General features: G+C 68.6%; 26 protein-coding genes and 1 tRNA gene. 17 read left to right on the forward strand and 10 right to left on the reverse strand.

Annotation, left to right across the window (positions count from 1 at the left end):
• Positions 1 to 53: 53 nt before the first annotated feature.
• Complete coding sequence (locus QSK25_RS31320) at positions 54 to 1,274, forward strand: acetyl-CoA C-acetyltransferase (RefSeq protein ID WP_285643573.1); 1,221 nt, start codon at positions 54 to 56, stop codon at positions 1,272 to 1,274.
• Positions 1,275 to 1,448: 174 nt separating this feature from the next.
• Complete coding sequence (locus QSK25_RS31325) at positions 1,449 to 1,658, forward strand: hypothetical protein (RefSeq protein WP_285643574.1); 210 nt, start codon at positions 1,449 to 1,451, stop codon at positions 1,656 to 1,658.
• Between the two features lie 6 nt (positions 1,659 to 1,664).
• Here the strand turns inward: QSK25_RS31325 and QSK25_RS31330 are convergent, their stop codons facing one another.
• From QSK25_RS31330 to QSK25_RS31340, 3 genes are all read right to left on the reverse strand, one after another.
• Positions 1,665 to 2,036, reverse strand: coding sequence for a GNAT family N-acetyltransferase (locus QSK25_RS31330; protein WP_285643575.1), 372 nt, complete (start codon positions 2,034 to 2,036; stop codon positions 1,665 to 1,667).
• Positions 2,037 to 2,087: 51 nt separating this feature from the next.
• Entirely contained in the window at positions 2,088 to 2,423 is a 336-nt protein-coding gene (locus tag QSK25_RS31335; RefSeq protein WP_285643576.1) for a HEAT repeat domain-containing protein, read from the reverse strand.
• 69 nt (positions 2,424 to 2,492) lie between these two features.
• On the reverse strand, positions 2,493 to 3,296 hold the full coding sequence (locus tag QSK25_RS31340) for a Bax inhibitor-1/YccA family protein (protein ID WP_285643578.1): 804 nt from the start codon (positions 3,294 to 3,296) through the stop codon (positions 2,493 to 2,495).
• Positions 3,297 to 3,615: 319 nt separating this feature from the next.
• On the opposite strand from QSK25_RS31340, the gene QSK25_RS31345 reads away from it, so the two are divergent.
• The 3 genes from QSK25_RS31345 (at position 3,616) to QSK25_RS31355 (ending at position 6,918) form a co-directional block, all read left to right on the forward strand.
• The gene (locus QSK25_RS31345) at positions 3,616 to 5,004 is read left to right on the forward strand and encodes an MSCRAMM family protein (RefSeq protein ID WP_285643580.1); all 1,389 of its coding nucleotides are present in this window, start codon (positions 3,616 to 3,618) and stop codon (positions 5,002 to 5,004) included.
• On the forward strand, positions 4,989 to 5,699 hold the full coding sequence (locus QSK25_RS31350) for a class F sortase (protein ID WP_285643582.1): 711 nt from the start codon (positions 4,989 to 4,991) through the stop codon (positions 5,697 to 5,699). Before QSK25_RS31345 ends, QSK25_RS31350 begins: the two co-directional genes overlap by 16 nt.
• A 70-nt stretch (positions 5,700 to 5,769) precedes the next feature.
• Entirely contained in the window at positions 5,770 to 6,918 is a 1,149-nt protein-coding gene (locus tag QSK25_RS31355) for a polysaccharide deacetylase family protein (protein ID WP_285643584.1), read from the forward strand.
• Positions 6,919 to 6,931: 13 nt separating this feature from the next.
• On the opposite strand, the gene QSK25_RS31360 is transcribed toward QSK25_RS31355, so the two are convergent.
• Entirely contained in the window at positions 6,932 to 7,924 is a 993-nt protein-coding gene (locus QSK25_RS31360) for a PQQ-dependent sugar dehydrogenase (protein WP_285643586.1), read from the reverse strand.
• A gap of 340 nt (positions 7,925 to 8,264) precedes the next feature.
• On the opposite strand from QSK25_RS31360, the gene pqqA reads away from it, so the two are divergent.
• The 6 genes from pqqA to QSK25_RS31390 all read left to right on the forward strand — a co-directional run bounded on the left by pqqA (position 8,265) and on the right by QSK25_RS31390 (position 12,528).
• Positions 8,265 to 8,387: a pyrroloquinoline quinone precursor peptide PqqA gene (gene pqqA, locus QSK25_RS31365; protein ID WP_166045134.1), complete on the forward strand. Its 123-nt coding sequence runs from the start codon at positions 8,265 to 8,267 to the stop codon at positions 8,385 to 8,387.
• Positions 8,388 to 8,465: 78 nt separating this feature from the next.
• Entirely contained in the window at positions 8,466 to 9,161 is a 696-nt protein-coding gene (gene pqqC, locus QSK25_RS31370) for a pyrroloquinoline-quinone synthase PqqC (protein ID WP_285643588.1), read from the forward strand.
• Entirely contained in the window at positions 9,161 to 9,424 is a 264-nt protein-coding gene (gene pqqD / locus QSK25_RS31375; protein ID WP_285643590.1) for a pyrroloquinoline quinone biosynthesis peptide chaperone PqqD, read from the forward strand. The genes pqqC and pqqD overlap by 1 nt, the downstream gene beginning before the upstream one ends.
• A complete protein-coding gene (gene pqqE / locus QSK25_RS31380; RefSeq protein WP_285643592.1) occupies positions 9,417 to 10,502 on the forward strand; it encodes a pyrroloquinoline quinone biosynthesis protein PqqE in 1,086 nt (361 codons plus the stop codon). The genes pqqD and pqqE overlap by 8 nt, the downstream gene beginning before the upstream one ends.
• Positions 10,499 to 11,374 carry a pyrroloquinoline quinone biosynthesis protein PqqB gene (pqqB, locus tag QSK25_RS31385; RefSeq protein ID WP_285643593.1) on the forward strand — a complete coding sequence of 292 codons (876 nt, stop codon included), beginning with the start codon at positions 10,499 to 10,501 and terminating at the stop codon, positions 11,372 to 11,374. The genes pqqE and pqqB overlap by 4 nt, the downstream gene beginning before the upstream one ends.
• Before the next feature lie 14 nt (positions 11,375 to 11,388).
• Complete coding sequence (locus QSK25_RS31390) at positions 11,389 to 12,528, forward strand: PucR family transcriptional regulator (protein WP_285643594.1); 1,140 nt, start codon at positions 11,389 to 11,391, stop codon at positions 12,526 to 12,528.
• On the opposite strand, the gene QSK25_RS31395 is transcribed toward QSK25_RS31390, so the two are convergent.
• On the reverse strand, positions 12,482 to 13,327 hold the full coding sequence (locus tag QSK25_RS31395; RefSeq protein WP_285643596.1) for an SGNH/GDSL hydrolase family protein: 846 nt from the start codon (positions 13,325 to 13,327) through the stop codon (positions 12,482 to 12,484). The genes QSK25_RS31390 and QSK25_RS31395 overlap by 47 nt on opposite strands.
• 117 nt (positions 13,328 to 13,444) lie before the next feature.
• Between QSK25_RS31395 and QSK25_RS31400 the strand changes: the two genes are divergently transcribed.
• The 6 genes from QSK25_RS31400 to QSK25_RS31425 all read left to right on the forward strand — a co-directional run bounded on the left by QSK25_RS31400 (position 13,445) and on the right by QSK25_RS31425 (position 18,451).
• Positions 13,445 to 14,185 (forward strand): inositol monophosphatase family protein, encoded by a 741-nt coding sequence (locus QSK25_RS31400; protein ID WP_285643597.1) that lies wholly within the window; start codon positions 13,445 to 13,447, stop codon positions 14,183 to 14,185.
• The gene (locus QSK25_RS31405; RefSeq protein WP_285643598.1) at positions 14,182 to 14,865 is read left to right on the forward strand and encodes an SDR family NAD(P)-dependent oxidoreductase; all 684 of its coding nucleotides are present in this window, start codon (positions 14,182 to 14,184) and stop codon (positions 14,863 to 14,865) included. The genes QSK25_RS31400 and QSK25_RS31405 overlap by 4 nt, the downstream gene beginning before the upstream one ends.
• 265 nt (positions 14,866 to 15,130) lie before the next feature.
• Positions 15,131 to 15,889: an ESX secretion-associated protein EspG gene (locus tag QSK25_RS31410; RefSeq protein ID WP_285643599.1), complete on the forward strand. Its 759-nt coding sequence runs from the start codon at positions 15,131 to 15,133 to the stop codon at positions 15,887 to 15,889.
• A gap of 99 nt (positions 15,890 to 15,988) precedes the next feature.
• Positions 15,989 to 16,378 carry a hypothetical protein gene (locus tag QSK25_RS31415; protein ID WP_285643600.1) on the forward strand — a complete coding sequence of 130 codons (390 nt, stop codon included), beginning with the start codon at positions 15,989 to 15,991 and terminating at the stop codon, positions 16,376 to 16,378.
• Between the two features lie 17 nt (positions 16,379 to 16,395).
• Positions 16,396 to 16,938: a DUF3558 family protein gene (locus QSK25_RS31420; RefSeq protein ID WP_285643601.1), complete on the forward strand. Its 543-nt coding sequence runs from the start codon at positions 16,396 to 16,398 to the stop codon at positions 16,936 to 16,938.
• A gap of 13 nt (positions 16,939 to 16,951) precedes the next feature.
• Positions 16,952 to 18,451: a hypothetical protein gene (locus QSK25_RS31425; RefSeq protein ID WP_285643602.1), complete on the forward strand. Its 1,500-nt coding sequence runs from the start codon at positions 16,952 to 16,954 to the stop codon at positions 18,449 to 18,451.
• 10 nt (positions 18,452 to 18,461) lie between these two features.
• On the opposite strand, the gene QSK25_RS31430 is transcribed toward QSK25_RS31425, so the two are convergent.
• The 5 genes from QSK25_RS31430 to QSK25_RS31450 form a co-directional block, all read right to left on the reverse strand.
• On the reverse strand, positions 18,462 to 19,565 hold the full coding sequence (locus QSK25_RS31430; protein ID WP_285643603.1) for an MrcB family domain-containing protein: 1,104 nt from the start codon (positions 19,563 to 19,565) through the stop codon (positions 18,462 to 18,464).
• 327 nt (positions 19,566 to 19,892) lie between these two features.
• Positions 19,893 to 19,966 (reverse strand) — tRNA-Leu (locus tag QSK25_RS31435).
• Positions 19,967 to 20,084: 118 nt separating this feature from the next.
• Positions 20,085 to 21,188: an ATP-grasp domain-containing protein gene (locus QSK25_RS31440; RefSeq protein WP_285643604.1), complete on the reverse strand. Its 1,104-nt coding sequence runs from the start codon at positions 21,186 to 21,188 to the stop codon at positions 20,085 to 20,087.
• Complete coding sequence (locus tag QSK25_RS31445) at positions 21,185 to 21,307, reverse strand: hypothetical protein (protein ID WP_256238980.1); 123 nt, start codon at positions 21,305 to 21,307, stop codon at positions 21,185 to 21,187. The genes QSK25_RS31440 and QSK25_RS31445 overlap by 4 nt, the downstream gene beginning before the upstream one ends.
• A gap of 221 nt (positions 21,308 to 21,528) precedes the next feature.
• On the reverse strand, positions 21,529 to 22,854 hold the full coding sequence (locus QSK25_RS31450; RefSeq protein WP_285643606.1) for an NAD(P)/FAD-dependent oxidoreductase: 1,326 nt from the start codon (positions 22,852 to 22,854) through the stop codon (positions 21,529 to 21,531).
• Between the last annotated feature and the right edge of the window lie 117 nt (positions 22,855 to 22,971).

The following is a 22,971-nucleotide window of genomic DNA, read 5'->3' on the forward strand; positions in this document are numbered from 1 at the left end:
CGGGCGTTAACTAGGCTCGACGGCAACCTTGACTCTCAACGAGGAGTTTCGTGATGCCTGAGGCCGTGATCGTCTCCGCCGCCCGCTCCCCCATCGGACGCGCGGGCAAGGGTTCGCTGAAGGACGTCCGTCCCGACGACCTGGTGGCGCGGATGATCCGCGCGGCGCTGGACAAGGTGCCGCAGCTCGACCCCGCGCAGATCGACGACCTGATGCTCGGCTGCGGCCTGCCCGGCGGCGAGCAGGGCTTCAACATGGCGCGCATCGTGTCCGTGCTGCTGGGTTACGACAATCTGCCCGGCACGACCGTGACGCGGTACTGCGCCTCGTCGTTGCAGACGACCCGCATGGCGCTGCACGCCATCAAGGCGGGCGAGGGCGACGTGTTCATCTCGGCCGGTGTCGAGGCGGTGTCGCGGTTCGCCAAGGGCAGCTCCGACTCGTGGCCGGACACGCACAACCCGCTGTTCGGCGAGGCGGAGGCGCGCACGGCCGCCACCGCCGCTTCCGGCGCCTCCGAGTGGGTCGACCCGCGCACGCTGGACGTCGTCCCGGACGTCTACATCCCGATGGGCCAGACCGCGGAGAACCTGGCGCTGCTCAAGGGCGTCTCGCGCCAGGAGATGGACGAGTTCGGCGTCCGGTCGCAGAACCTCGCCGAGAAGGCGATCGCGGACGGCTTCTGGGCCCGCGAGATCACCCCGGTCGAGCTGCCCGACGGCACCGTCGTCTCCGCTGACGACGGCCCGCGCGCCGGCGTCACCTACGAGGCCGTGTCGCAGCTCAAGCCGGTCTTCCGCCCCGACGGCCGCATCAACGCCGGCAACTGCTGCCCGCTCAACGACGGCGCCGCGGCCCTCGTGATCATGTCCGACACCAAGGCCCAGCAGCTCGGCATCACGCCGCTGGCCCGCATCGTGTCGACCGGCGTCTCGGGCCTGTCGCCGGAGATCATGGGCCTCGGCCCGGTCGAGGCGTCGAAGCGCGCCCTCGCGCTGGCCGGCCTGTCGATCTCCGACATCGACCTCGTCGAGATCAACGAGGCGTTCGCCGCCCAGGTCATCCCGTCCTACCAGGACCTCGGCATCGACCTGGACCGCCTGAACGTCAACGGTGGCGCCATCGCCGTCGGCCACCCGTTCGGCATGACGGGCGCGCGCATCACCACGACGTTGATCAATTCGCTCCAGTTCCACGACAAGCAGTTCGGCCTGGAGACGATGTGCGTCGGCGGCGGCCAGGGCATGGCGATGGTCATCGAGCGGCTGAGCTGAGCGTTTGCTCGCTTTCGCACCAAGATCTGCAAATTGACGCTTGCAAGTAGCTCCGCTTCACCCGAACGGAGCTACTCACAAGCCCCCTTTCTGCCGATGAGATGAATCATCGCCCAATGGCGTCATCTGGCGAGGGGAAGTCCGTCCCTACCGATGAGTAAGGAGGGGTCGGACATGCCCTACGTGTGGTGGCAAAGCGAATACGACCTGCAATGCCATGCTTTCTCCCTCGATCAAGCCGAAGGCCCGCGCAGCTTTTACGAGGCGGTTTGCGACCATTCGGTGCCGGACGAACGGGTCTCGCGGGCCCAGGCGGGTGCGCTCTGCGTGGACTGCCTGATCAAGGTCGGCACCGAACTGCCGGACGTGCGCTGGCGCGTCTGACGCGCGCTAAGCCAGACGCATGCCGATACTCGCCGGTGCGCTCTCCACGAACCCATGTCGTGCGTAGAGACGACGGCCGGGCGGGTCGGCCAGCAGGTTGACGTACGCGTTGGGCGCGTGCGCTTTGATGCGCTCGACCAACGCGGTGAGGATCGCGTCACCGATGCCTTTGCGTTGATGGTCCGGCAGCACCGCCATGTCGATGACGTGGAAGTACCAGCCGCCGTCGCTGAGCACCCGGCCCATGCCGACGGTTTCACCTGATTCCACGTGAATGACGATTGCGCTGGCCCACGCGCCGTCGATGCCGTTTTCGGCTTCCTGCCTGGTGCGCGCACTCAGTCCGGATTCCGCACGCAGTCGCAGGTAGTCGTCCACTGACGGCGGTTCCTGGACGAGCCGATAGGCCGAATCCACCGCAATTCCCCCTCAGTTGTGCGCATTGTTCGCGCGATGACGATAGAGGGCGGTGCGCGCCTCTTTGGTGTCGAGCTTCCGCAGACCGGTGACGGCCCAGCTCGCGAACGATTCGTCCTCGTGGCCGAGGTGTTCGACCAGGATCGGCAACGCCTCCGGTGACCGGGCGTCACCGACCAGCTCAAGCAGCCAGCACCGCAGGCCGTGGTCCTCCTCCGCCCGGAAAGCCGCGATCAACTCGCCGAGGTGCTCCGCCGCGTGCGGCTGGAGCAGCCCGAACCCGTCCTCCCGGGCCTGCGGGTCGCGGCGGCGCATCAGCCACATCGCCCGCTCGAAGTGGTTCGTCATCCCCGTCCCCCTGAAACACCGGAGGGGCGCCCCGCCGCAGCGGAACGCCCCTCCAGCACACCCGAAGCGTCAGTCCGAGTTGAAGTACGACAGCAGGCGCAGGATCTCGGTGTACAGCCACACGAGGGTGACGGTGAGACCGAACGCGATCTGCCACGCGTACTTGGCCGGCACGCCGGCGCGGATCGCCTGGTCGGCGGCGTCGAAGTCGATCAGGAAGCTGAACGCCGCGAGGCCGATGCAGACGAGGCTGAAGATGATGGCGATCGGGCCGCCCGAGCGGATGCCGAGGCCTTCACCGGAGCCGAAGAAGCTCAGGATGAAGTTGAACAGCATCAGGACGCCGACACCGATGATGGCGCCGGTGATCCACTTGGTGAACTTCGGCGTCACGCGGACAGCACCGGTCTTGTAGACCACGAGCATGCCGAGGAACACGCCGAGCGTGCCGATCACGGCCTGGCCGATGACCGCGATGCCGTTGCCCGGTACCACGTTGTCGAGCGCGCGGCCGATGATGTAGCTGATGCCACCGAGGAAGATGCCTTCCGCGACGGCGTACGCGATCACGAGCGGCGGGCTCGGGTTGCGCTTGAACATGATGATCAGCGCGAGCACGAGGCCGACGATCGCCGCGGGGAACGCGAGGGCGTAAAGGCCGGTCACGAAGGTGGCGACCGCGCCCACGGCGACCACGCCGAGGGTGATGGCGGTCTTGGTGACGACGTCGTCGATCGTCATCGGCCGCTCGCTGGTCAGCGGCGGCGGGGCCTGCTGGTAGCCAGCCTGTTCTGGCTGGCCAAAGCCTGCGTAGCCTCCGTACCCGCCGCCTGTCGGCAGGTTACGGAAAGCCGGGTTGCTGCTCGAGCGCACCTGGTCCTCCTGGGGCGTTGCTTTACGCCGTCACGGGGTACAACGAGCACGTTCCGTGCTGTGTTCCCCGTCGGTAAAGGCGACTTTACCCGCAACGACGATCACACGTGCGCAAATACTGCGCTAACTCCGGAGCGTAGTGAGACTACGGCGTGTCGCGGCGTGTCACCCACAATGGGAGTAACACCCGTCACATTTCAATCACGTTCACACCCTGGGTAGCGCGAGACTTCCCCCTCGTGGCGGCTTGTCCCCGTTCTGGGGGACCGACAAGCTCGCACGCGGGATACACACAGGTCAGAGGGGATCACGATTCACCATGGGCTGGAAACGTCTGGCCGCCGTGGCGATGGTTTCGGGGCTCGCGCTCCTCACCGTCCCCGCGACGGCGACAGCTGTCGGCGTCAAGGGCATCGGCCACAACGCGTCAGGGCTCCAGCCCAACGCCACACCCGGTAGCGAGTGGCACGGCTCATACGTCTGGCAGGGCAAGCACGTGTGGTGCGTGCAGTACGCCCTGCCCGCGCCGGACAGCAACGTCGGCTACCAGGAGGGCGACGAGCTCAAGACCAAGGCCGGCAAGTCGCTCGCCCCGGACATCGCGGCCAACATCTCCTACCTGCTGCTGCGCTACTCCACGACGCAGTCGCCGGACGAGGCCGCGGCGCTCGCGCACCTGCTGCACACGTGGACGTCCGTCGTGGACGGTCCGGTGCGGCTCGACACGACCGACCCGAAGCTCCTCGCCTACGACTCCGCCTTCTACGCCGCGCGTCTGCCGCAGTCCGTGATGGACACCGTCGCGCGCATCAAGGCCGACGCCGAAGCCAACCGCGGCCCGTGGAAGCTCACGGCCACCGCGCCGAAGGAGCCGCTGATCATCGGCGCCGAGTCCACCTGGACCACGTCGTTGCTCAAGGCCAACGACAAGGGCGTCACGAACGCCCCGATCGCCTTCACGCTGACCGACGCGAAGCTCGCCGACGGTTCGACCAGCGGCACGGTCAAGACCGGCGCCGACGGCAGCCCGGCCGCGATCAAGCTGGTGGCCACCGGCCCGAAGCCCGCGATCGCCGTCACCGCGGACTCCCCGGCCGACCGGCCCGTCGTGCACTTCCCGATCCAGACCGAGAACATGCAGCGCATGGTCACGACCGGCGGCGAGAAGAAGCTGAACGCCGGCGCGAACACCACCGCGAAGACCGCGCCGGGCGCCGTGAAGATCACGAAGATCGACTCGGAGACCAAGAAGGCCATCCCGGGCGTCGCGCTGCGCGTCACCGCGAAGGACCAGACGAAGGCCGCGAAGAAGCAGGACGACACGGACCTCGTCGGCACCGACGGCAAGCCGCTCGTGCTGCAGACAGGTCCCGACGGCACGGTCGAGGTGCCGGACCTGCGCACGCCGCAGGAGATCTGCCTCGTCGAGGTGTCCGCGCCCAAGGGTTACGAGGAGTTCTTCGACCCGAAGGCCCCGCCGTCGGCGTGCGGCACGCTGGCCGCGGGCCAGACGCTCGCGCTCGAACTGGTGAACAAGCCGAACACGCCCGTCGTGCCGAGCACGATCCCCGCGGGCGCGGACGGCCGGACGCCGGTCGCGACCGCGTCGTTCGACACGCAGCTGCGTCCGGGCCTGATGCTCGCCGTGGGTGGACTGGTGCTGCTCGGTGCGGCGCTGGCAGGCTTCCTGGTGTGGCGCAGGCAGTGAGTCCGAAGGCTTTTCTGACCGGTGCGCTGGTGGCGGGCATTGCCGCCGCCGGCGTGCTGGTCGGCACGTCCGAGACCGAGGTCCTGCGCGGGCGCGCGGTCGCGGACGAGATCCCGGTCGTCGGGCCGGGACCGGTGGCGGACAGTCTGAGCACCGGCCGCGGCGCCGACCTCACGGGGTTGCTCGGCGGGGCCAACACGGCCAACGCCAAGCCCGCCGATCCCCCACCGCAGCAACAACAGCCCGCGCCACCCAAGGCCGGACCGGGCTCGGTGCGGCTGCCCGCGGGCGGGTCGGCGACGCTCGTGCGCAAGGAGGTCAAGGACGGCGTGCTGCCGGTGCCGGACGGCATCGGCGAGGCGACGTGGTGGGGCACCGAACTCGCGGGCGCGGAGGGCGCCACGGTGCTCGCCGGGCACGTCGACTGGAAGGGCGCGAAGGGCCCGTTCGCGGAGCTGTGGCAGGCGCAGAACGGCCGTGAGGTCGTCATCGCCGACAGCGCGGGCAAGGAGTTCAAGTTCCGCATCAAGCAGATCGAGACCGTGCGCAAGGAGGAACTGCCCGCGCGCGCGATGGAGTTCTTCGGTCCGCGCGGCCCTCATCGGCTGGTCCTCGTCACGTGTGGTGGCACGTGGATCGGTGGTCAACAGGGGTACGAGGCGAACCGGGTCGTGATCGCCGAACCCGTTCAGTGACCAATCGCGCACCTCGCGCAACCCGTTCGGGTAATCAGTCGTCTCCTTTAGTGTGAAACGGTGGGGATGGTTGACCACGGGCCTGGCTCTGGGGCTGGTTCTAGCGATGGTGTTCACGCTCGGCTCGAACAAGGAGCCGGCGAACCAGGCTGAATCAGGACCGCTGCCGATGGCACCGAGACTGCCCGCTCCCAGGGACGCCGGGCCGACGCCGACGGTGCCCGCGCCCTCCCCCGAACAGCTCGCGAAGCAACCGTGGATGCGCAAGCTCGCCCCCGGCGAGAAGCCGCCGCAGTTCGTCCTCTTCTCGTTCGACGGCGCGGTGTCGAAGCAGCACTGGGACAAGGTCCTGCCGATCGCGAAGGCCAAGAACGCGCACGTCACCGGTCTGTTGTCGGGCGTCTACATGCTCGCGGACCCGGACAAGAACCAGTACCAGCCGCCGGCGGGTCTCAAGCGCGGCATCTCCGACATCGACTTCGGCGGCAGCAGGCAGGACGTCACGTCCCGCATCGCCTACCTGAACCAGGTGATCGCCGACGGCCACGAGATCGGCACGCACTACAACGGCCACTTCTGCTCCAACGGCACCCAGCCGTCGGTCGACAAGTGGGACACCGCGGCCTGGAACGCGGAACTGGCCCAGTTCAAGCAGATCGTCGACAGGTCGCGCGCCGCCGGCCTGAACCTGCCCGCCGACGCCGTCCGGGGTGGACGGACGCCGTGCCTGGAAGGCAACTGGGACCAGGCCTTCCCGGCGATGGCCGCGAACGGGCTCGTCTACGACACCAGCAAGGTCGCGCTCGGCGTGCAGTGGCCGACCGTCCAGAACGGACTGTACGAGTTCCCGATGCCCGAGGTCCGCGTTCCCGGGTTGGGCAAGCAGGTCGTCATGATGGACTTCAACCTCTGGTACTCGCTCAACAAGGCGACGGAGCAGCCGGAGCGCGCCGCGGACTTCGCCCAGATCGTGCTGGAGACCTACAAGTCGGTGCACCAGGCCGCGTTGAACGGCAACCGCGCGCCGATCGTCGTCGGCAACCACTTCAACGAGTGGAACGGCAACGCGTTCTCCACGGCGATGGAGCAGTTCATGGAGTTCGTGTGCGACAAGCCGGAAACGGTGTGCGCCACCTACACCGAGGTGATCCAGTGGATGCAGCTGCAGGACCCGGCGGTGCTGGACCAGCTCCGCCGGATGCCCGCTGCCCGCAACTGATCCTCCTGCCGGCTCAGCCGTCGGTGGAGATGATCCGGTCGTCGTTCGCACCCGGTGATCCGTTCGCGTCCTGGTTGGACGTTCCGAGCCACAGCGTGCCGTCCGGCGCCGGAGCCACCGCGCGCACGCGGCCGTAGCTCGAGAACACCGCCTGCGGGGTGCCGAGCGTCGTGCCGTTGACCGGGATCTTCCAGACGCGCTTGCCGGTGACGGCACCGACGTAGAGGGCGTTCTTGTAGAACGCGACACCGGCGGGACCGGCCTGGCTCGTCGACCAGGTCTTGACCGGGTTGGTCATGCCCGCGGTGTTGCAGTTGCCCTCGCACGTCGGCCAGCCGTAGTTCTTGCCGGCCTCGATGCGGTTGAGCTCGTCGGTCGAGTTGTTGCCGAACTCGGTGGCGTACGCGGTGTTGCCGATCCACGTGATGCCCTGGACGTTGCGGTGGCCGATCGAGTAGACGACGCTGCCGGCGCGAGGGTTGCCGGCCGCGGGCCTGCCCGCGGTGTCGAAGCGGAGGACCTTGCCGCCCAACGAGTTCCAGTTCTGCGCGGTGGACGTGTTCTGGCCGTCGCCCGTGGTGGCCCACAGGAAGCCGTCCGGGCCCCACTCGAGGCCGCCGCCGTTGTGGTAGCGGTTCTTGGGGATGCCGGTGACGATCGGCTGCGGGGTGCCGCCGAGCTGAAGCTTGGCGACGCGGTTGTCGCTCGCCGTCGAGTAGTAGATGAAGACCGAGTTGTCGGTCGCGAACGTCTTCGACACGGCGAGGCCGAGCAGTCCGCCTTCGCCGCCTGTCGTCTGGGCCTGTTCGACCGTGTCCAGTTCGGTCACGGTGGTGCCCTTGATCTTCTTGATCTTGCGGGTGTCCCGCTCGGTGAAGATCCCGCTGCCGTCCGGTAGGAACTCGATGTCCCACGGGATGTCGAGCTTCGTGGCGAGTGTGCGTTCCGCCAGTGCGGACGGCCCGTCCTGGGCCGATGCGGGCATGACGCACAGGGTCGCGGCCATGGCAGTGCAGGCTGCCGCTGCTGCGATACGACGAGCACGCATGGAGTGCTCTCCTTCGGGTCCGCTCGAATTAGTCTGCGGCGGCGGTGTTGCAGGGCGTGTTTACGCAATCACACATCGAAGGCACCCGCAACACTGGTCCGATGTTCCGGAATCGACAGCTTCGCGGAACGGACGAAGCGCAGGACGATTGCGCCACTCCTCCGATCACTACTGGGAACTTCGTGAACAGCTCTAGACCTTGATGCCGTTCACCCCATACCGTGTGGTTCGCCGCCGCAACCACGGAAAGCGCTTGCCCGCCTGACGGCCGGCGAGCCGGAGACCGAGGAGTTGCGCCATGAACGTTGCCGTCACGACCACCGAGACGAAGCTTCCCGAGGTCAAGCGCGAGTGGGTCAAGCCCGACTTCCGCGACTTCGAGACGCCGATGGAGGTCACCGCCTACGCGGCCCGCAGCTGACGTCAGGCATCGCGCCGGGGTTTCTGGTCTGCTACCGGGAACCCCGGCTCCGCGCGTCGTTCCTGGAGGTTCCCGCCCATGACTGCCGTTGCCCCTGCGGAGTTCGTCGCCGAGTTGCGCGCCCTCGCCCCCCGGTACTGGGACAGCCACCCGTTCCACCTGCGCATGCACGCCGGTCTGCTGAGCAAGCACGAGCTGCAGGCGTGGGCCGCGAACCGCTGGTACTACCAGCGCTGCATCGCGCAGAAGGACGCCGCGATCCTGTCCAACTGCCCGTCGCCGGAAATCCGGCGCCAGTGGCGTGAGCGGATCATCTGGCACGACGGCACGCAGCCGGGTGAAGGTGGCGCGGAGAACTGGATCCGCCTCGCGGAGGCCGTCGGGCTGACGCGGGAAGAAGTCCTCGACGAACGGCACGTGCTGCCCGGCACGCGGTTCGCCGTGGACGCGTACGTGAACTTCGCACGCACCAGGCCGTGGGTGGTCGGAATCGCCTCCGGGCTCACCGAGATGTTCTCGGGTGCGTTGATGCGCAAGCGTTTGACGGCGTTGCGGGAGCAGTACCCGTGGATCGCCGAGGAGGGCTTCGCCTACTTCACGCACCGCATCCAGGCGGTCGCCGGCGAGGGACAGGCCACTTTGGACATCGTGGTGGAGCACTCGCGGACCCGTGAGCAGCAGCTCGACGCGGTGGCCGCGTTGTCGTTCAAGTGCGACGTGCTGCGGGCCGTGCTGGACGCGGTCGACTACTACTCGGGCAAGGGCAGGCCGTGATGCTGGAGGCCGTGCCGCGGATCCGGCGCGGGGTGAAGTGCACCTACGACCAGATCCGTGAGGCGCACGTCGTGCTGTTCCCCGAGGGTGTGCTGGTGCTGAACGAGACGGCCGCATCCGTTGTGGCGCTCTGCGATGGCGTTCGGTCGATCGGCGACATCGCGGTGGTGCTGGCGGACGAGTACAGCGGGGTGGAGCCGTCGGACGTGGCCGCGCTGGTGTCGCGGCTGGTCGAGCGGAGGGTGGTGGACGTCGATGGCTGAGGCGCCGTTCGGACTGCTGGCGGAGCTGACGCACCGGTGCCCGTTGCAGTGCGGGTACTGCTCGAACCCGCTGGAGCTGGTGCGGCGGGAGGCCGAGCTGTCGACCGAGGACTGGCGACGGGTGTTCGACCAGGCCCGGTCGCTCGGCGCGTTGCAGGTGCACCTGTCGGGCGGCGAACCGCTGCTGCGGCCGGACCTGCCCGAACTGGTGGCGCACGCGAACAGCCTCGGGTGCTACGTCAACCTGGTCACGTCCGGGGTCGGGCTCTCGCGCGACCGGGTGCGCACGTTGGCCGCGCGCGGTGTCGATCACGTGCAGCTCTCGTTGCAGGACGCGACGAAGGCCGGGAACGACCGGATCGCGGGCATCAAGGCGTTCGACCGCAAGGTGGAAGCAGCGGCGTTCGTGCTGGCAGAGGGGTTGCCGCTGACCGTGAACACGGTGCTGCACCGGCAGAACCTCGACAACATCGCCGGCATCATCGCGATGGCCGAGCAGCTGGGCGCCGAACGGCTGGAGCTGGCGAACACCCAGTACTACGGCTGGGCGTTGCGCAACCGGGCCGTGCTGCTGCCGACGCGGAAACAGCTGGCCGTCGCCGCTCCGATCGTCGCCGCGGCGCAGGCGCGGCTGAAGGGGCGGATGGAGATCGTCTACGTCATCGCGGACTACCACGAGGCACACCCGAAGCCGTGCATGTACGGGTGGGGTGCGCGGCAGTTGACGGTGGCGCCGAACGGGGACGTGCTCCCCTGCCCCGCCGCCTCGGTGATCTCCTCCCTGCAGATCGAGAACGTGCTTTCGGCGTCGTTGCACGAGATCTGGCACGACTCGCCGTCGTTCAACGCGTTCCGCGGGTTCGACTGGATGCAGGACCCGTGCCGGTCGTGCCCGCGCAAGGAGATCGACTTCGGCGGGTGCCGCTGCCAGGCGTTCCAGCTGACCGGGGACGCCGCGGCGACTGACCCCGTGTGCTCGCTGTCCCAAGACCGGTCCACTGTGGACCTGATCCTGGAGACGGAGATGGAGCCCGCTCCCGTTCCGGCGATGGCGATGGCGATGAGGAAGATGCGGTGAAGGCGGTTCTGCTCGGCACGACGGCCGGTGGCGGGTTCCCTCAGTGGAACTGCGCTTGTGCGTTGTGCGTGCGTGCCCGTTCGGGGACGTTGCCCTCGCGGACCCAGGACTGCCTGGCGATCAGCGCGGACGGCACCGACTGGTGGCTGGTCAACGCGTCGCCGGACATCCGCACGCAGATCGCCGGGTGTCCGGTGCTGGACCCCGGTCCCGGCGCGCGAGAGACCCCGTTGCGCGGGGCGCTGTTCACCGACGCCGAGCTCGATCACACGCTCGGGCTGCTGACGTTGCGCGGTGGCGCTGGGTTGACCGTGTGGGCGCCGGGGCCGGTGCTGCACGCGTTGCGGGACCAGTTCGACCTGCGGTCGGTGATCGACGGGTACGCGCCCGTGGCGTGGCGGCAGGTGGACGGCGACTTCGACCTCGGGGGCTTGCGGGTGTCGGCGATCCCGATCAGCGGCAAGCGGCCGAAGTACGCCCGCTCGTCCACTGTGGACGGCCATTGGGTGGTGGCCTACCGGTTCTTCGACCCGGCCACCGGCGGGGTGCTGGTCTACGCGCCCTGCCTGGCGTCGTGGCCGCCGGGCTTCGACGAGGTGGTGGCGGGTGCCTCGTGCGTGCTGCTGGACGGCACGTTCTACGCGGCGTCGGAGATGGGGTCGGCGACCGGCAGCTCGTCCGGGCAGGCCGCGATGGGGCACCTGCCGATCACGGCCAGCCTGCCTGAGCTGCGCCGATTCCCTGCCGTGCGGCGGATCTACACGCACCTGAACAACACCAACCCGGTACTCGACCCGGCCTCACCCGAGTCCGCGAAACTGCGCGAGGCGGGGGTGGAAGTCCCGCTGGACGGCACGATCCTGGAGATCTAGGCCAGAATCGGCGGATGTCCTACGTGATCGGTGGACGTCCACTCGCCGCGCGGCTCGTCGCGGAGATGCCGTCGTTCGTGCGCCAGGTGGTGTCGGCGCTGGTCGAGCGCGTGCCGGCGTACGCCCAGCTGCCCGCGGAGGAGCTGTCCGGCGACATCTACCGGGTCACCGAGCACGCGTTGCGCGCGTTCGCCCTCGTGCTCGACTCGGGCGAGTTGCCGTCGGCCGACGAGCTGAGGTTCCTGCGCGAGTCGGCGGCGCGGCGGGCCGAGGAGGGCGTGCCGATCGACGTGGTGCTCACGGCGTACCACGAGGGCATCCAGGTCGTCTGGGAACGGCTGGTGCCCGAGGCGCGGCCGGAGGAGGTGCAGGACGTGCTGGCGCTGAACGCGTTGGCACTGCGGTACTTGCAGCTCGTGACGCCCGTGGTGAGCGCCGGATACCTCGACGAGCGGCAGACGATGTTCGACGACGAACGCTCGGCGCGGGCGACGTTGCTGACCGGCCTGCTCGCCGGAACCGTTGAGGCGCAGGGGCCTTACGTCGTGCTGGCGTTGTCCGTGCCGCCGCACCCGGACGAGCTGCTGCCGGGTGTGGACACGGCGGTGGCGTCGCGGCGCAAGCTGCGGCGGTTGCGGGTGGAGCTGGAACGGCACAGCCGCGAGCCGCTTTCCTCCTTGACGCCGGAGGGTGGTCTGGCTCTGCTGCCCGGCGAGGACCTGCCGTTGGAGCGGATCGTGGCGGACGTGACGCGCGCGGCCGGTGTTCCGGTGACGGCGGCCGCGGTCGCGGCCCCTCCCTCCGGGGTCGCGACCGCCGCCGTGCTGGCGCGCGAGGTGCTGGCCGTGGCGTCCGGTCCCGGCCTCTTCCGGCTCACCGACGTGCTGCTGGAGTACCAGCTCTCCCGGCCGAGCGCCGCGCTCGGGCCGTTGGCGGAGATCGTCGCACCGCTGACCGAGGAACTGGTGCAGACGCTGGAGGTCTACCTCCGCCGCGGCTCACGCCGTCCCGCGGCAACCGAGCTGCACGTGCACCCGAACACCGTCGACTACCGGCTGAGGCGCGTGGCGGAGCTGACCGGCCTCGACCCGACGCGCATCGAGCACGTCACGCTTTTGACGGCTGCGCTTGCTGCGCGGCGCGCGCGACCGTAGTCCCGAAGGCCTGCATGCCCGCCGCGTTGGGGTGCAACGGCGCCGCGATCGTCGTCGGGATCAGGCCCTCCAGGTAGCGCTCGGACGGCTTGGCGCACGTGTCGTGGCCGACGCTGACCGCCGCCAGGTCCACGTAGGACGCGCCGCGCTTCTCCGCCTCCGCCTTGGCCGTGGCGCTCAACAGGTTCACCGAGCCCTGGATGAAGTCGGCGTCCCGCGCCCAGATCGGCTGCACCGGGTAGCACCCGCCGGGCCGCACGTACGTCCCGTAGCCGGTGACGAGGATCTTGGCGTGCGGTGCCCGCCGCTTGACCTCGTCGAGCGCGGCCCCGAACTCGGGCGCCCACTGGGCGATCTTCGCCGCCACCTGGTCACCACCGGCCGTGAGCCGGTCCCTGCACGACAGCCCGATCGGCTCGGGCAGCAGGTTGATGCAGCCCAGTGCCGTCTGCACGAGCCCGACGTCGTTGCCGCCGATGGTGATCGACACCAGGTCGGTGCTCTTGGAGAGAGCCTCGTACTGCGGCTTCACGAACCCGAACTGCCGACCCGCGAAGTCGTCCGTCGTCGCGCCCGAACACGTGACGTCCGTGAGCTTCGCGTTGAGGATCTTCGCCGCGACCTGCGGGTAGTTGTTGTTGCTGCTGCGCAGGCACCACAGCGCCGGATCCTGGTTCGGGATCAACGGCCCGGCCGCCGCCGAATCGCCCATGGCCACGTACTCGACGACGTCCGCCTGCGCCGTGCTTGTTCCGGCGACCAACATCGCCAGCGCCGCCACGCCCGCCAAGATTCGCATCCCGATCCTCCAACGTCGTTGTCAGGTCTGCTCATCGTGGTGGTTCAGGTCACGTGTGCGGGTAGGACGTTGCCCAGAGTCATCCGGTCGTGTTTGTGACCGATCACAATGAGCGCCGTGACCCCAGCCGAACTGCTCGACCTGGCCGCCCGCTCCTGCGTGGACGCCGCCGTCCTGTTGCGCGACGTCCACGTCGACGTGTCGTCGAAGGGCACCTACGACCAGGTGAGCTCCGCCGACCTGGCGGTGGAGTCGTTCCTGCGCACGACCCTGATGGCCGGCGCACCCGGCTCGGCCGTCGTCGGCGAGGAGCTCGGCAGCGCCACGGCCCCGGTGACCTGGTACGTCGACCCGATCGACGGCACCCGCAACTTCGTGCGCGGCATCCCGTTGTCGTGCATCTCCGTGGCCGCGGCGGTGGACGGTGTGCTGGTCGCGGGCTGCGTGCTCGACCCGTTCCGCGACGAACTCTTCACCGCAGCCGTCGACGTGCCGTTCTCCGTTCGGTCCGGTGGCCTGGTGATCCCGCCGTCCGCCGGTCCTCGTCCTCTCGTGCTGACCGACATCCCGTTGCCCGGCAGCCCTTACTCGGGCGAGATGGACCTGCTGGGCTCGCTGCTGGAGATCGCCGACGTGCGCCGCGTCTACTCGACGGCCTTGGCGTTGGCCTGGGTGGCGGCCGGGCGCGCCGACGCCGTCGCCAACATCGGCACCTTCCCGTGGGACGTGGCGGCCGGCGCCGTGCTGGTCCGCGAGGCGGGTGGCAGGTTCGTGGAGGTCGCCGGCAACGCGTTCGCCGCGGGCCGTGGTGAGATCGTCGACTGGCTGGTCTCCCACGTGAAGGGCATCGTCTCGTGATCGATCTCAGCGGCAGGGTGGTCCTGGTCACCGGCGCAGGCGGCGGTGTCGGCGCGGGCATCTGCGATCGTTTTCTGGATGCGGGCGCTCACGTCGTGCGCCACCGCGGGCTGGCCGACGGCGACCTGCGAACCTCGGCGGCACGCGTGGTCTCCGACGCGTTTGCTCTACATGGCCGTTTGGACTGCGTCGTCAACAACGCGGGCGTGCAGCCCGTGGAACCGTTGCCGGACATGACTGTCTCGCAGTGGCAGTCCGTTGTGGACACCAATCTGCTCGGCCCGTTCGCCGTCACCCAGGCAGCAGCCCCGCTGCTGCCGGCCGGTGGTTCGGTCACGCACATCGCGTCGATCGAGGGCACCCACCCCGCGCCGGGCCACGCCCACTACGCCGCGTCGAAGGCAGCGCTGATCATGCACGCGCGTGCGGCAGCGTTGGAGTACGGACCGCGCGGCATCCGCGTGAACACGGTCTCGCCCGGCCTGATCGCCCGCCCTGGCATCGCCTCGGAATGGCCGGAGGGCGTCGCCCGATGGGAGGAGGCGGCGCCGTTGGGGCGGTTGGGCACGCCGTCGGACGTCGGCGATGCCTGCGTGTTCCTCGCTTCCGACCTGGCCCGCTGGATCACCGGCCACGACCTCGTGGTGGACGGCGGCGTGACGACCCGCCCCACCTGGTGACCACCCACAGCATCCTTCGTACCGCCCCAAATCACCCGTCCGGTTCATCCTGAATTGCCCACCCTCGTGACACTCACTCACAGCAAGCAGCTATGACCGTGAGCAGGTGGAACAACTGCTAGGCCAGCAGCGTGGTTCTCCGCGAGCAGCGCAGCGGAACCCGCCCGAATCTGTAACGCTCCTTAGACCATTTGGCGACTAACGACATGATTGCCGGGTCACACACCGTTGGGGAGCGGGGTGTTTTCGGGGGAGGGAAGCCACCTTGGCTGGGGAGATCGTCTGCACGTTCGCCGAGCTGGACCTGCTGGGCGCAGCACTGCAACTCGACGTGCGCCAGTTCCCGTTCGCCATCCCGCACCATGCGACGGCGACCGACGAACGCCTGCGCCTCGCCCACACCGCGCAGTCCGACCTGGCCGCCCGAGGCCTGATCCGCAACGGCGACCTCGCCCCCGAACTGGTGCGGACGCTCACCGTGTTCGCCAAGGCCCGCGTGTCGATCGCGATGTGCGGCAACGCCGACCAACACCACCACCTGGCCGTGGCGGCCATCGACGACCACACGGCCGTGATCGCCGTACAACAACACGAGTCACTGCACTTCACGTTCGCCGAACCAGACGCGGTGGTGCGCCGCCTGATCGGTCTGCTGCCGCCCCTGAAGCCGGGCCCCGGCACGTCGATCACCGTCGCGGCCGACCCGCCGAAGCCCGCCCGGCGCCCCGAGCAGGACTTCTCGGAACTCACCTTCACCTCGACCGTGAGGCAGGCGACGACCCCGCGAGCCGCCGCCGTCGAACTGCTGCGCCAACCGCGTCTGGGCGGCGGCGACTTCGTTGTGACCGTGCGCAGCCGCCACAACAGCACCTCCACCACCATGGGTTGGCTCGACACCCACTCCGGCCGCTACGCCGTCCTGAACGAGACGGATCAGGACGGCCGCCTGCACGCGACCTACACCCCGTCCGACCTCGCCGGCTTGGACCGCCAGCTGACCCGAATCGTCCGTTCGGTCGTCTGATGGCCAATTCCTGGCCAACTCGTGGTCACACACTGCAACACTCAGACACGGGGAGCGACGGCTTGCTAACTTTCAGACACCTGCTGGGGGAGGCCTGTCATGAGTGAGTTTTGGTCGGACTTGACTCCGTGGGAGACCGAGCTGACGAACCTGAAGTCGGCCGGTGGTGGCTGGGCCATCAACGATTCGGGCGGCGACGCGCTGATCAACGCGGCCAACGAGCTGTACGACGCCCTCTCCGATCTGGCCTTCCAAGCGGACCAGCTCACCGAAGAACTGCCGCTGGGCACGACACCCGCCGCACAGGTGTACAAGCCGTTCATCGCCACAGTGGCCTCAGACCCGGTGCAGGGCGCGACCACCGTCCTCAAGAAGCTCCAGCAGGAAGCGCTGGAGTTCCGCAACGAAGTCCAGAAGGCGATGGACGCGTACGAGGCCACCGACAGGGGCTCCGCACTCGACCTCAAACAAGCCGGTCCCCACTCGTGAACTGCAGAGGAACGCACGTGACCGCACGCCTCAGCCTCACCGCCCTCGCCGCAGGCGCGCTCGTGTTCGTGGCCGCGTGCGGAGGAACGACCAGCGGTACGGCCCGCCCCGCGGCAGAACCGACGGAGACGGGTTCGTCCGCGACCAGCGCCCCCACCACGGCGTCCAGCGCGGCCGGCGTAGCGCTGAGCGGCGTGGACCCGTGCTCGTTGGTGGCGACGAAGGAAGCGGGCGACCTCGGCGCCGTCAATCCGAAGCGGCAGACCGTCGGCACCGCCGACACCTGCCAGTGGCGGATCGGCGACACGGGCTTCAGCATCGCGGTCCGCACGAATCTGGGTTTGGAGGAGGTCCAGGCGAGCGGTGGCCAGATCACCGAGATCAAGGTGGGTGACCGACCGGCGAAACAGGTCAGCGGCAGGAGTTCGGGCGGGTGCATGGTCACGCTCGGCGTCACGTCGTCATCGCGCGTGGACGTGCTGAGCATCCCCGTGGCCGGCGGCGACGGATGTCCCCTCGCCCTGCAGGTCGCCGGCATGGTCGAACCGAAGCTTCCGTGAGACGGGATCAGCGATGAACGAGACGACACCAGGTCGGTCGAGCGGCGACGTCTACACGCGTTACGGCCTGGAGCAGCGCGGTCAGGCGCAGAACGCCCAGCAACTCCACGACCAGGTCGTCGCAACCAACCTCGCCGCCCACGGCCCGTTGATCGGCCCGCTGCTCGCGTTCTTCCAGGGCAACGGTCAGGTCGACGACCTGCTGGAGTTCCAGGCCGTCGAACTGGGCAGCAAGGACGTACCGCGGCGGCAGGCCCCAGCCGCACCGGGTGTGCACTACCTCGGCATCACGCACGAGCAACTGCACGAGATGGTCAACACCAAGGTCGATCCCGGCGTGGTCGGCGCGGCCGGCCACACCTACAACGCGATCGGCAACACGCTCACCCAGTTCCACAGCCGGATCGCCCAGGCCATCAGCAACAGCGAGACCGCCTGGGAGGGCACGGCCGCCGAGAACGCCCGCAAGGCCATCGCGGGCCTCGGCAACAAGGCGTCCCAAGCAGGCAGGGCAGCCCAGCTGGCGGGCACGCTGATCACCCAGCAGTCGCGGGCCTTGAGCACCGTGAAGTCCACCGTGCCACCACCTCCGGCCGTCCCGTACGACCCTGCGGCGGCCAACGCGCGGCGGATGGCCATCACCGACCCGATCCAGCTCGCGACGCAGATCTCCGCCGACCAGGCAGCGTTCGCCGAGCAGAAGAAGCAACACCAGGCAGCTGCGGACGCCGTCGAGGTGTACGACCGCACCGTCGCGCAGACCGCGACAGCCCAACCGGCGTTCGCCCCGCCACCTCCGGCTCCCCCAACGCCACCGCAGCCGGAACCGCAGCCCCAACCCCAACCTCAGCCCCAACCTCAGCCAAGGCCGCGGCCGATCAACCCCGGCCCCGGCGACACCGATCGCGATGCCTCCCAGCCGCCGAGACCGGGCGACACCACGAACTCCGCGTGGACGGCACCGCTCACCAACACCGGCAGCAACACCACGACGAACACCAGCGGCTTGAGCGGCAACCAGAACGTTGGCTTGGGCGGCAACCACGTGACGGACCACAACAATCCGCGCACCGGTCTGGTCACCCCGGGTGTCCTGCCCGGCCAGTTGCCGGGCGACAGGGGCACCAGCCGAACCGGCTCCGGTGGTGGCGGCGGCCGAGGTTCCGGCGGAGGCATCGGTGGGTCAGGTGGCCTGCGCGCCACCGGCGGTGCCACATCGAGTGTTCCCAAGGGATTCGGCCCTGGCGGCTCGGCCGGCGTGCTGCCGGGTGAGGCAGCGACCAGCCGCGGCGGCACCGGTGGTGTCGGACCGGGTGGCGCGGCGGGAGCACGCGGCGCGGTGGGCGCGGGCGCCATGGGAGGCATGGGGGCCGGTGCGGGCGGTGCAAGGGGTCAGGGCGACGAAGACCTCGAACGGACCACCCCGTCCTACCTGCTGGAGCCGGACCCCGACGCGACGTTCGGCAGCGACGAGATGGTCGCACCACCGGTGATCGGCGACTGGAACGACTGACCCGGCCCCGTCACTCCCCCACGAGGTACCGGAAGGACACCGGTGTCAGGTTGGGCACCGCGATCTGCCACGGGTGGATGACCCGCAACTCCCCGCCCGAGGCCGTCGGCGGCGTCGCGGTGCGGTCGAGCACGATGCGGCTGACGATGATCAGCATCGTGTTCGGGTGCTGCTCCAGGTGCAGGTCGACCTCGTTCTTCGTCAGGACGATCTCGGAGCTGTCCGTCCACACGGTCGTGGTGCCCTTCACCTCGACGAACAGATGCTCGCCCGCACGTCGGGCATCGATGTCGTAGGACTCTTTCGCTCCCACGTCGTCCACCGCGTACCCCTCCCCGTCGAGGTGCGCCATCGCCACCGCGACGGCACGACGTTCGATCGCGACGCGTTCCGCCGAGCTGAGGCGCAGCCGACGGCGACGCCGGGCCTTTCCGGCTGAACGCTCGGCCTCGACCTCCGCGTCGGCGATCTCGGGCGCCTGCTCGCCGGGAAGGTCGACGGCTCGTTCGACGATCTCGTAGAGCTCGCTGAGGACACCGCCGAGGAACGTCAGGTCGGCCTTCAACACCTCGTCGGTGGGCAGTTCGTCCAACGAATACTCGAACGCGACGACATTTCCGGCTTCGTACGCCCGCCCCAGATCCGTCTTGCGCGCTTTGAGCTCGATTTCGTCGACGAGGTCCGGACGCTCGAGCAGACGCGTCGCCAACTGAGCCCGCATCCACCGCGCGCGCTCCCGCAGTTCGCGTCGGGGCCGCGGCCTGAACTCCCCGTTCTGCCAGCGGGTCGCACCCTGCATCAACGACAGATAGACGCGGTCGCCCGGCGCGGAGAACAGGTAGACGACGTACCACCCCTTGGTCGCGGAGTCCGAGCGGCTCAACGAATGCACGCGGGCCCAGGGGATCTCCGACTTGAGGCCCGTGCCGTCGCTTCCCTCGGCCCGCCAGTCATCGATCTCGACCGGTGCTGCCTGCTGGATCGTGGGCAACTGCTCCGTCAGCCAGTCCGCCACCTGATCCCGAACCAGCTGACCACGCCGCTTCATCCCGGACGTGTTCTTGGAGGTCCACTCGGGCTGAAGCTGCAGAACAGCGCGCAAGTGCTCACGCATGAAGAACGGGCCCTCCCCCAACAGCACGATCAGTAGTCACAAGATCGCATGTCGCCCGTTCGGGTGTTACTCAATCGAACCTCTCTTGCCGGTATTCCACTCCATTCCGTCGCAGCGTGAGGCCTATCGACGAGCAGGAGGGGTCGCCGAAGTCCCCAGGGGGCACTCGTGATCAAGGCCACACCGGAACGCGACCGTGAATGGTCTTGGCGGCGTCGACGATGATCACTGACGGTCACCGCGCAACGCGACGTCACCGGCAGTTACAAGATCACCCCCGACTGCGTCTTCGCAGGTCAGAGGGTGATCCATATAGGTGAACGGAAGTACCCCCGACGGGATTCGAACCCGTACTGTGATCCTTTTAAGGGACCTGCCTCTACCGATTGGGCTACGGGGGCGCGGTGAGCCTAGGCCTTGATCGTCGGCTTGTGTGAGCGGATGGTCGTTTCTCGCCCGAGCGGCCCAGCGAATTGGACTAGAGCGAGCATCCGGGTAAGCGTCGAACGGACCCGAACATCAGCGTGCCCTCCCGGCGCCGAGGAGCTCCTTGAAGCGGAGCGCCACCCAGTCGTGGACCGCGGTGGAGACGCTGGTGTCGTCCGCGCGGTGTTCGAACCAGCGCCAGTCGCAGTTGACGTTGATCTCCAGGAACACGTGGTCTCCACCGGTCACGAGCAGGTCGAACGCCGCCACCTGCACCCGCCAGTGACGGGCCAGGGCCAGCAACTTGTCCGAGAGGGACGCGGGTACCGACGTCGGCGTGACGCGGACCGCGTCGGGATCCACCCAGAGCTGGGCCGGGTCGAGCTTGTCCACCTGGTAGGCGATGCACTGTTCGCCCACCACGAAGACGCGCAGTTCCGTCTCGGACGGGACGTACTCCTGGACGATCACCGGGGCCGGTTCCGGGGCGTCGGAGGCGCGGGAGGTTTCCAGCGGTCTGGGGAAGAGGCCGTGCTGGACGCCCGGGCGGGGTTCCAGGAGGTGCCTGCCCGCCGTCTTGACGATGCAGGCGCCGCCTCCTGGGCGCGTTCGGCCTGGACGGGTTGTCACGGCCGTGCGGGGGACGCGGAGGCCGAAGGCGGAGGCGTCGGAAAGCTGCGTGAGGCGGTCCAGGTGCGTTGAGAAGCGCGAGGGGTTCACATGAGCCCAGTCGGCGCGTGAGGACAGCCAGTTGGCCACTGAGGCCCATTGGTCGACGGCGTAGGCGCCGGCGAGGGTGCCTGGTTCCACGGGGACCGCGGAGAGTTCGAAGTGGCGGCGCCAGACCAGCAGGGGGCGCAGGAGCCAGCGGTCGAGTTCGATCAACGGCTGGTCGGTGTACACGGAGAGGGGGAGGTCCACGCAGCGGTCGGCGTCGATGCGGGCCATGCGGATGCCGCGTTCGGCCAAGGCGATGGAGAGTTCGTTCATCTCCATGTCGGCTGCGCGGGCGAGGACGAGCACGCACGGTTGCGGGTTGCCGTCGCCCTCGTCGACCATGCCGAGGCGGTGGACCTGCTCCTGGAAGTCCAGGCACTTGGGCGGTGAGCGGAAGAGGTATTCCTGGCCCTGGAGGAGGAGAGGCCTGGCAGCCTCGGACGGGGCACCTGGCACCCGCCCGTCAGCCGACCTGCTCAATCGTCCTTCTTGCTGCGGAAAACTTGCCCCGCCTGCGCGTACTCTGCGGCGTACTGCGCCAACGCGGGGTCCTCGATCTCGCCGCGACGAAGCTGTGCGGCCAGCTCCTCGAGAGACATCGGGATCACCTCTCTCCCCACATGGCGAATCACGCATTCAGGTGATGCACCAGCCGTAGTCTCCGAAACACGTAACGCAATGTCAAGGCAGCCCCTGGAGCTTACTCCGATTGGGGGCTCAAGTTCCGCCTCCGGACCAACGAAGTGCCCCGAACGGGATCCCGTTCGGGGCACTTCGTCACTCACAAGGAGTGATGGTCTAACCGTGCGTCAGGACGACGTCAGGACTGGACCGCGCGGTCGAAGTCCGACTTCGGGTCGTTGATCTGTCCCAGAGCCACGATCTCGCGGCCGTAGAACAGCGCCTGCGTCCAGTCCATCAGCACGCGCAGCTTGCGGTTCACGGTCGGCATGAACGCCACGTGGTAGCTGCGGTGCATGAACCACGCCGGCACGCCCTTGAAGCGCAGGCCGAACACGTCCGCGACCCCCTTGTAGAGGCCGAGGCCGGCGACCGAGCCGAGGTACTTGTGGAAGTAGTCCTTCGGCTTCTGGCCGCGCAGCGACGCGACGATGTTCTTCGCCAGCAGCTTCGACTGGCGGATGGCGTGCTGCGCGTTCGGCACGCACGTCGCCGTCGGGTCCTCCTCGATGCGCGAGAGGTCCGGCACCGCGGAGCAGTCACCGGCGGCCCACACGCCGTCGAGGCCCTGGACCTGCATGGCGGCGGTGCACCGGACGCGGCCGCGCTCGTCGAGCGGGAGGTCCGTGTTGCGCAGCACCGGGTTCGCCTTCATGCCGGCGGTCCAGATGATCGTGTCGGAGTCGAACTCGGTGCCGTCGTCGAGGATGACGTGGCCACCCTCGAGCGACTTCACGCGGGTGTCGAGGTAGATCTTCATGCCGCGCTTCTCGAGCGCCTCGACCGTCCACGCGCCGAGCTTGGCGGAGACCTCGGGCATGATCCGGCCGGCGGCCTCGACCAGGACCCAGTTCATCTCTTCGGGCTTGATGCCCTCGTAGTACTTGAGCGCATACCGCGTCATGTCCTCGAGCTCGGCGAGCGTCTCGATGCCCGCGAAGCCACCACCGATGACGACGAAGCTGAGCAGCTTCTTGCGCAGTTCCGCGTTGTTCGTGCTCGCGGCCTGGTCCAGGCGTGACAGCACGTGGTTGCGGACGTAGATCGCCTCGCCGATCGTCTTCATGCCGATGCCGACCTCGGCCAGGCCGGGGATCGGAAGCGTGCGGGAGATCGCACCCAGCGCGGAGACGAGCACGTCGTACTCGATCTCCTCGACGTGGCCGTCCGACAGCTCGGCGGTCACGATCTTGCGCGCGTGCTCGATCTTGGTGACGCGGCCCGTGACGACGTGGCAGCGCTTGAGCACCTTGCGCAGTGGAGCGACGACGTGGCGCGGCTCGATGGAGCCGGCCGCCGCTTCGGGCAGGAAGGGCTGGTAGGTCATGTGCGGCTGCGGGTCGATGACAGTGACGGACGCCTCGCCGGAGCGCAGTTTCTTCTGCAGTCCGAGAGCCGTGTACATCCCGACGTACCCACCGCCGACAATGACGATTCGCGTGGGGTTCGACTTCACAGCAGCCATACACACATGGTCGCACCAGGACCCCATTTTTCGCGCGTCCGGAGGGGCCGTTGTGACTACCGTCGCCCGGTGATGCGGGACACGATCGGGGCTGACCTGCGCCTCGACCCCGACGCG

This window comes from Lentzea sp. NBRC 102530 (genome assembly GCF_030269365.1).
Taxonomy (GTDB): Bacteria; Actinomycetota; Actinomycetes; order Mycobacteriales; family Pseudonocardiaceae; genus Lentzea.

What these genes read in the sequence shown, in the direction of transcription:
- QSK25_RS31320 (WP_285643573.1), top strand. Translation starts at nt 54, where the DNA reads ATGCCTGAGGCCGTGATCGTCTCCGCCGCCCGCTCCCCCATCGGACGC.
- QSK25_RS31325 (WP_285643574.1), top strand. Translation starts at nt 1,449, where the DNA reads ATGCCCTACGTGTGGTGGCAAAGCGAATACGACCTGCAATGCCATGCT.
- QSK25_RS31335 (WP_285643576.1), bottom strand. Translation starts at nt 2,423, where the DNA reads ATGACGAACCACTTCGAGCGGGCGATGTGGCTGATGCGCCGCCGCGAC.
- QSK25_RS31345 (WP_285643580.1), top strand. Translation starts at nt 3,616, where the DNA reads ATGGGCTGGAAACGTCTGGCCGCCGTGGCGATGGTTTCGGGGCTCGCG.
- QSK25_RS31360 (WP_285643586.1), bottom strand. Translation starts at nt 7,924, where the DNA reads ATGGCCGCGACCCTGTGCGTCATGCCCGCATCGGCCCAGGACGGGCCG.
- pqqA (WP_166045134.1), top strand. Translation starts at nt 8,265, where the DNA reads ATGAACGTTGCCGTCACGACCACCGAGACGAAGCTTCCCGAGGTCAAG.
- pqqC (WP_285643588.1), top strand. Translation starts at nt 8,466, where the DNA reads ATGACTGCCGTTGCCCCTGCGGAGTTCGTCGCCGAGTTGCGCGCCCTC.
- pqqD (WP_285643590.1), top strand. Translation starts at nt 9,161, where the DNA reads ATGCTGGAGGCCGTGCCGCGGATCCGGCGCGGGGTGAAGTGCACCTAC.
- pqqE (WP_285643592.1), top strand. Translation starts at nt 9,417, where the DNA reads ATGGCTGAGGCGCCGTTCGGACTGCTGGCGGAGCTGACGCACCGGTGC.
- QSK25_RS31390 (WP_285643594.1), top strand. Translation starts at nt 11,389, where the DNA reads ATGTCCTACGTGATCGGTGGACGTCCACTCGCCGCGCGGCTCGTCGCG.
- QSK25_RS31395 (WP_285643596.1), bottom strand. Translation starts at nt 13,327, where the DNA reads ATGCGAATCTTGGCGGGCGTGGCGGCGCTGGCGATGTTGGTCGCCGGA.
- QSK25_RS31415 (WP_285643600.1), top strand. Translation starts at nt 15,989, where the DNA reads ATGAGTGAGTTTTGGTCGGACTTGACTCCGTGGGAGACCGAGCTGACG.
- QSK25_RS31425 (WP_285643602.1), top strand. Translation starts at nt 16,952, where the DNA reads ATGAACGAGACGACACCAGGTCGGTCGAGCGGCGACGTCTACACGCGT.
- QSK25_RS31430 (WP_285643603.1), bottom strand. Translation starts at nt 19,565, where the DNA reads ATGCGTGAGCACTTGCGCGCTGTTCTGCAGCTTCAGCCCGAGTGGACC.
- QSK25_RS31445 (WP_256238980.1), bottom strand. Translation starts at nt 21,307, where the DNA reads ATGTCTCTCGAGGAGCTGGCCGCACAGCTTCGTCGCGGCGAGATCGAG.
- QSK25_RS31450 (WP_285643606.1), bottom strand. Translation starts at nt 22,854, where the DNA reads ATGGCTGCTGTGAAGTCGAACCCCACGCGAATCGTCATTGTCGGCGGT.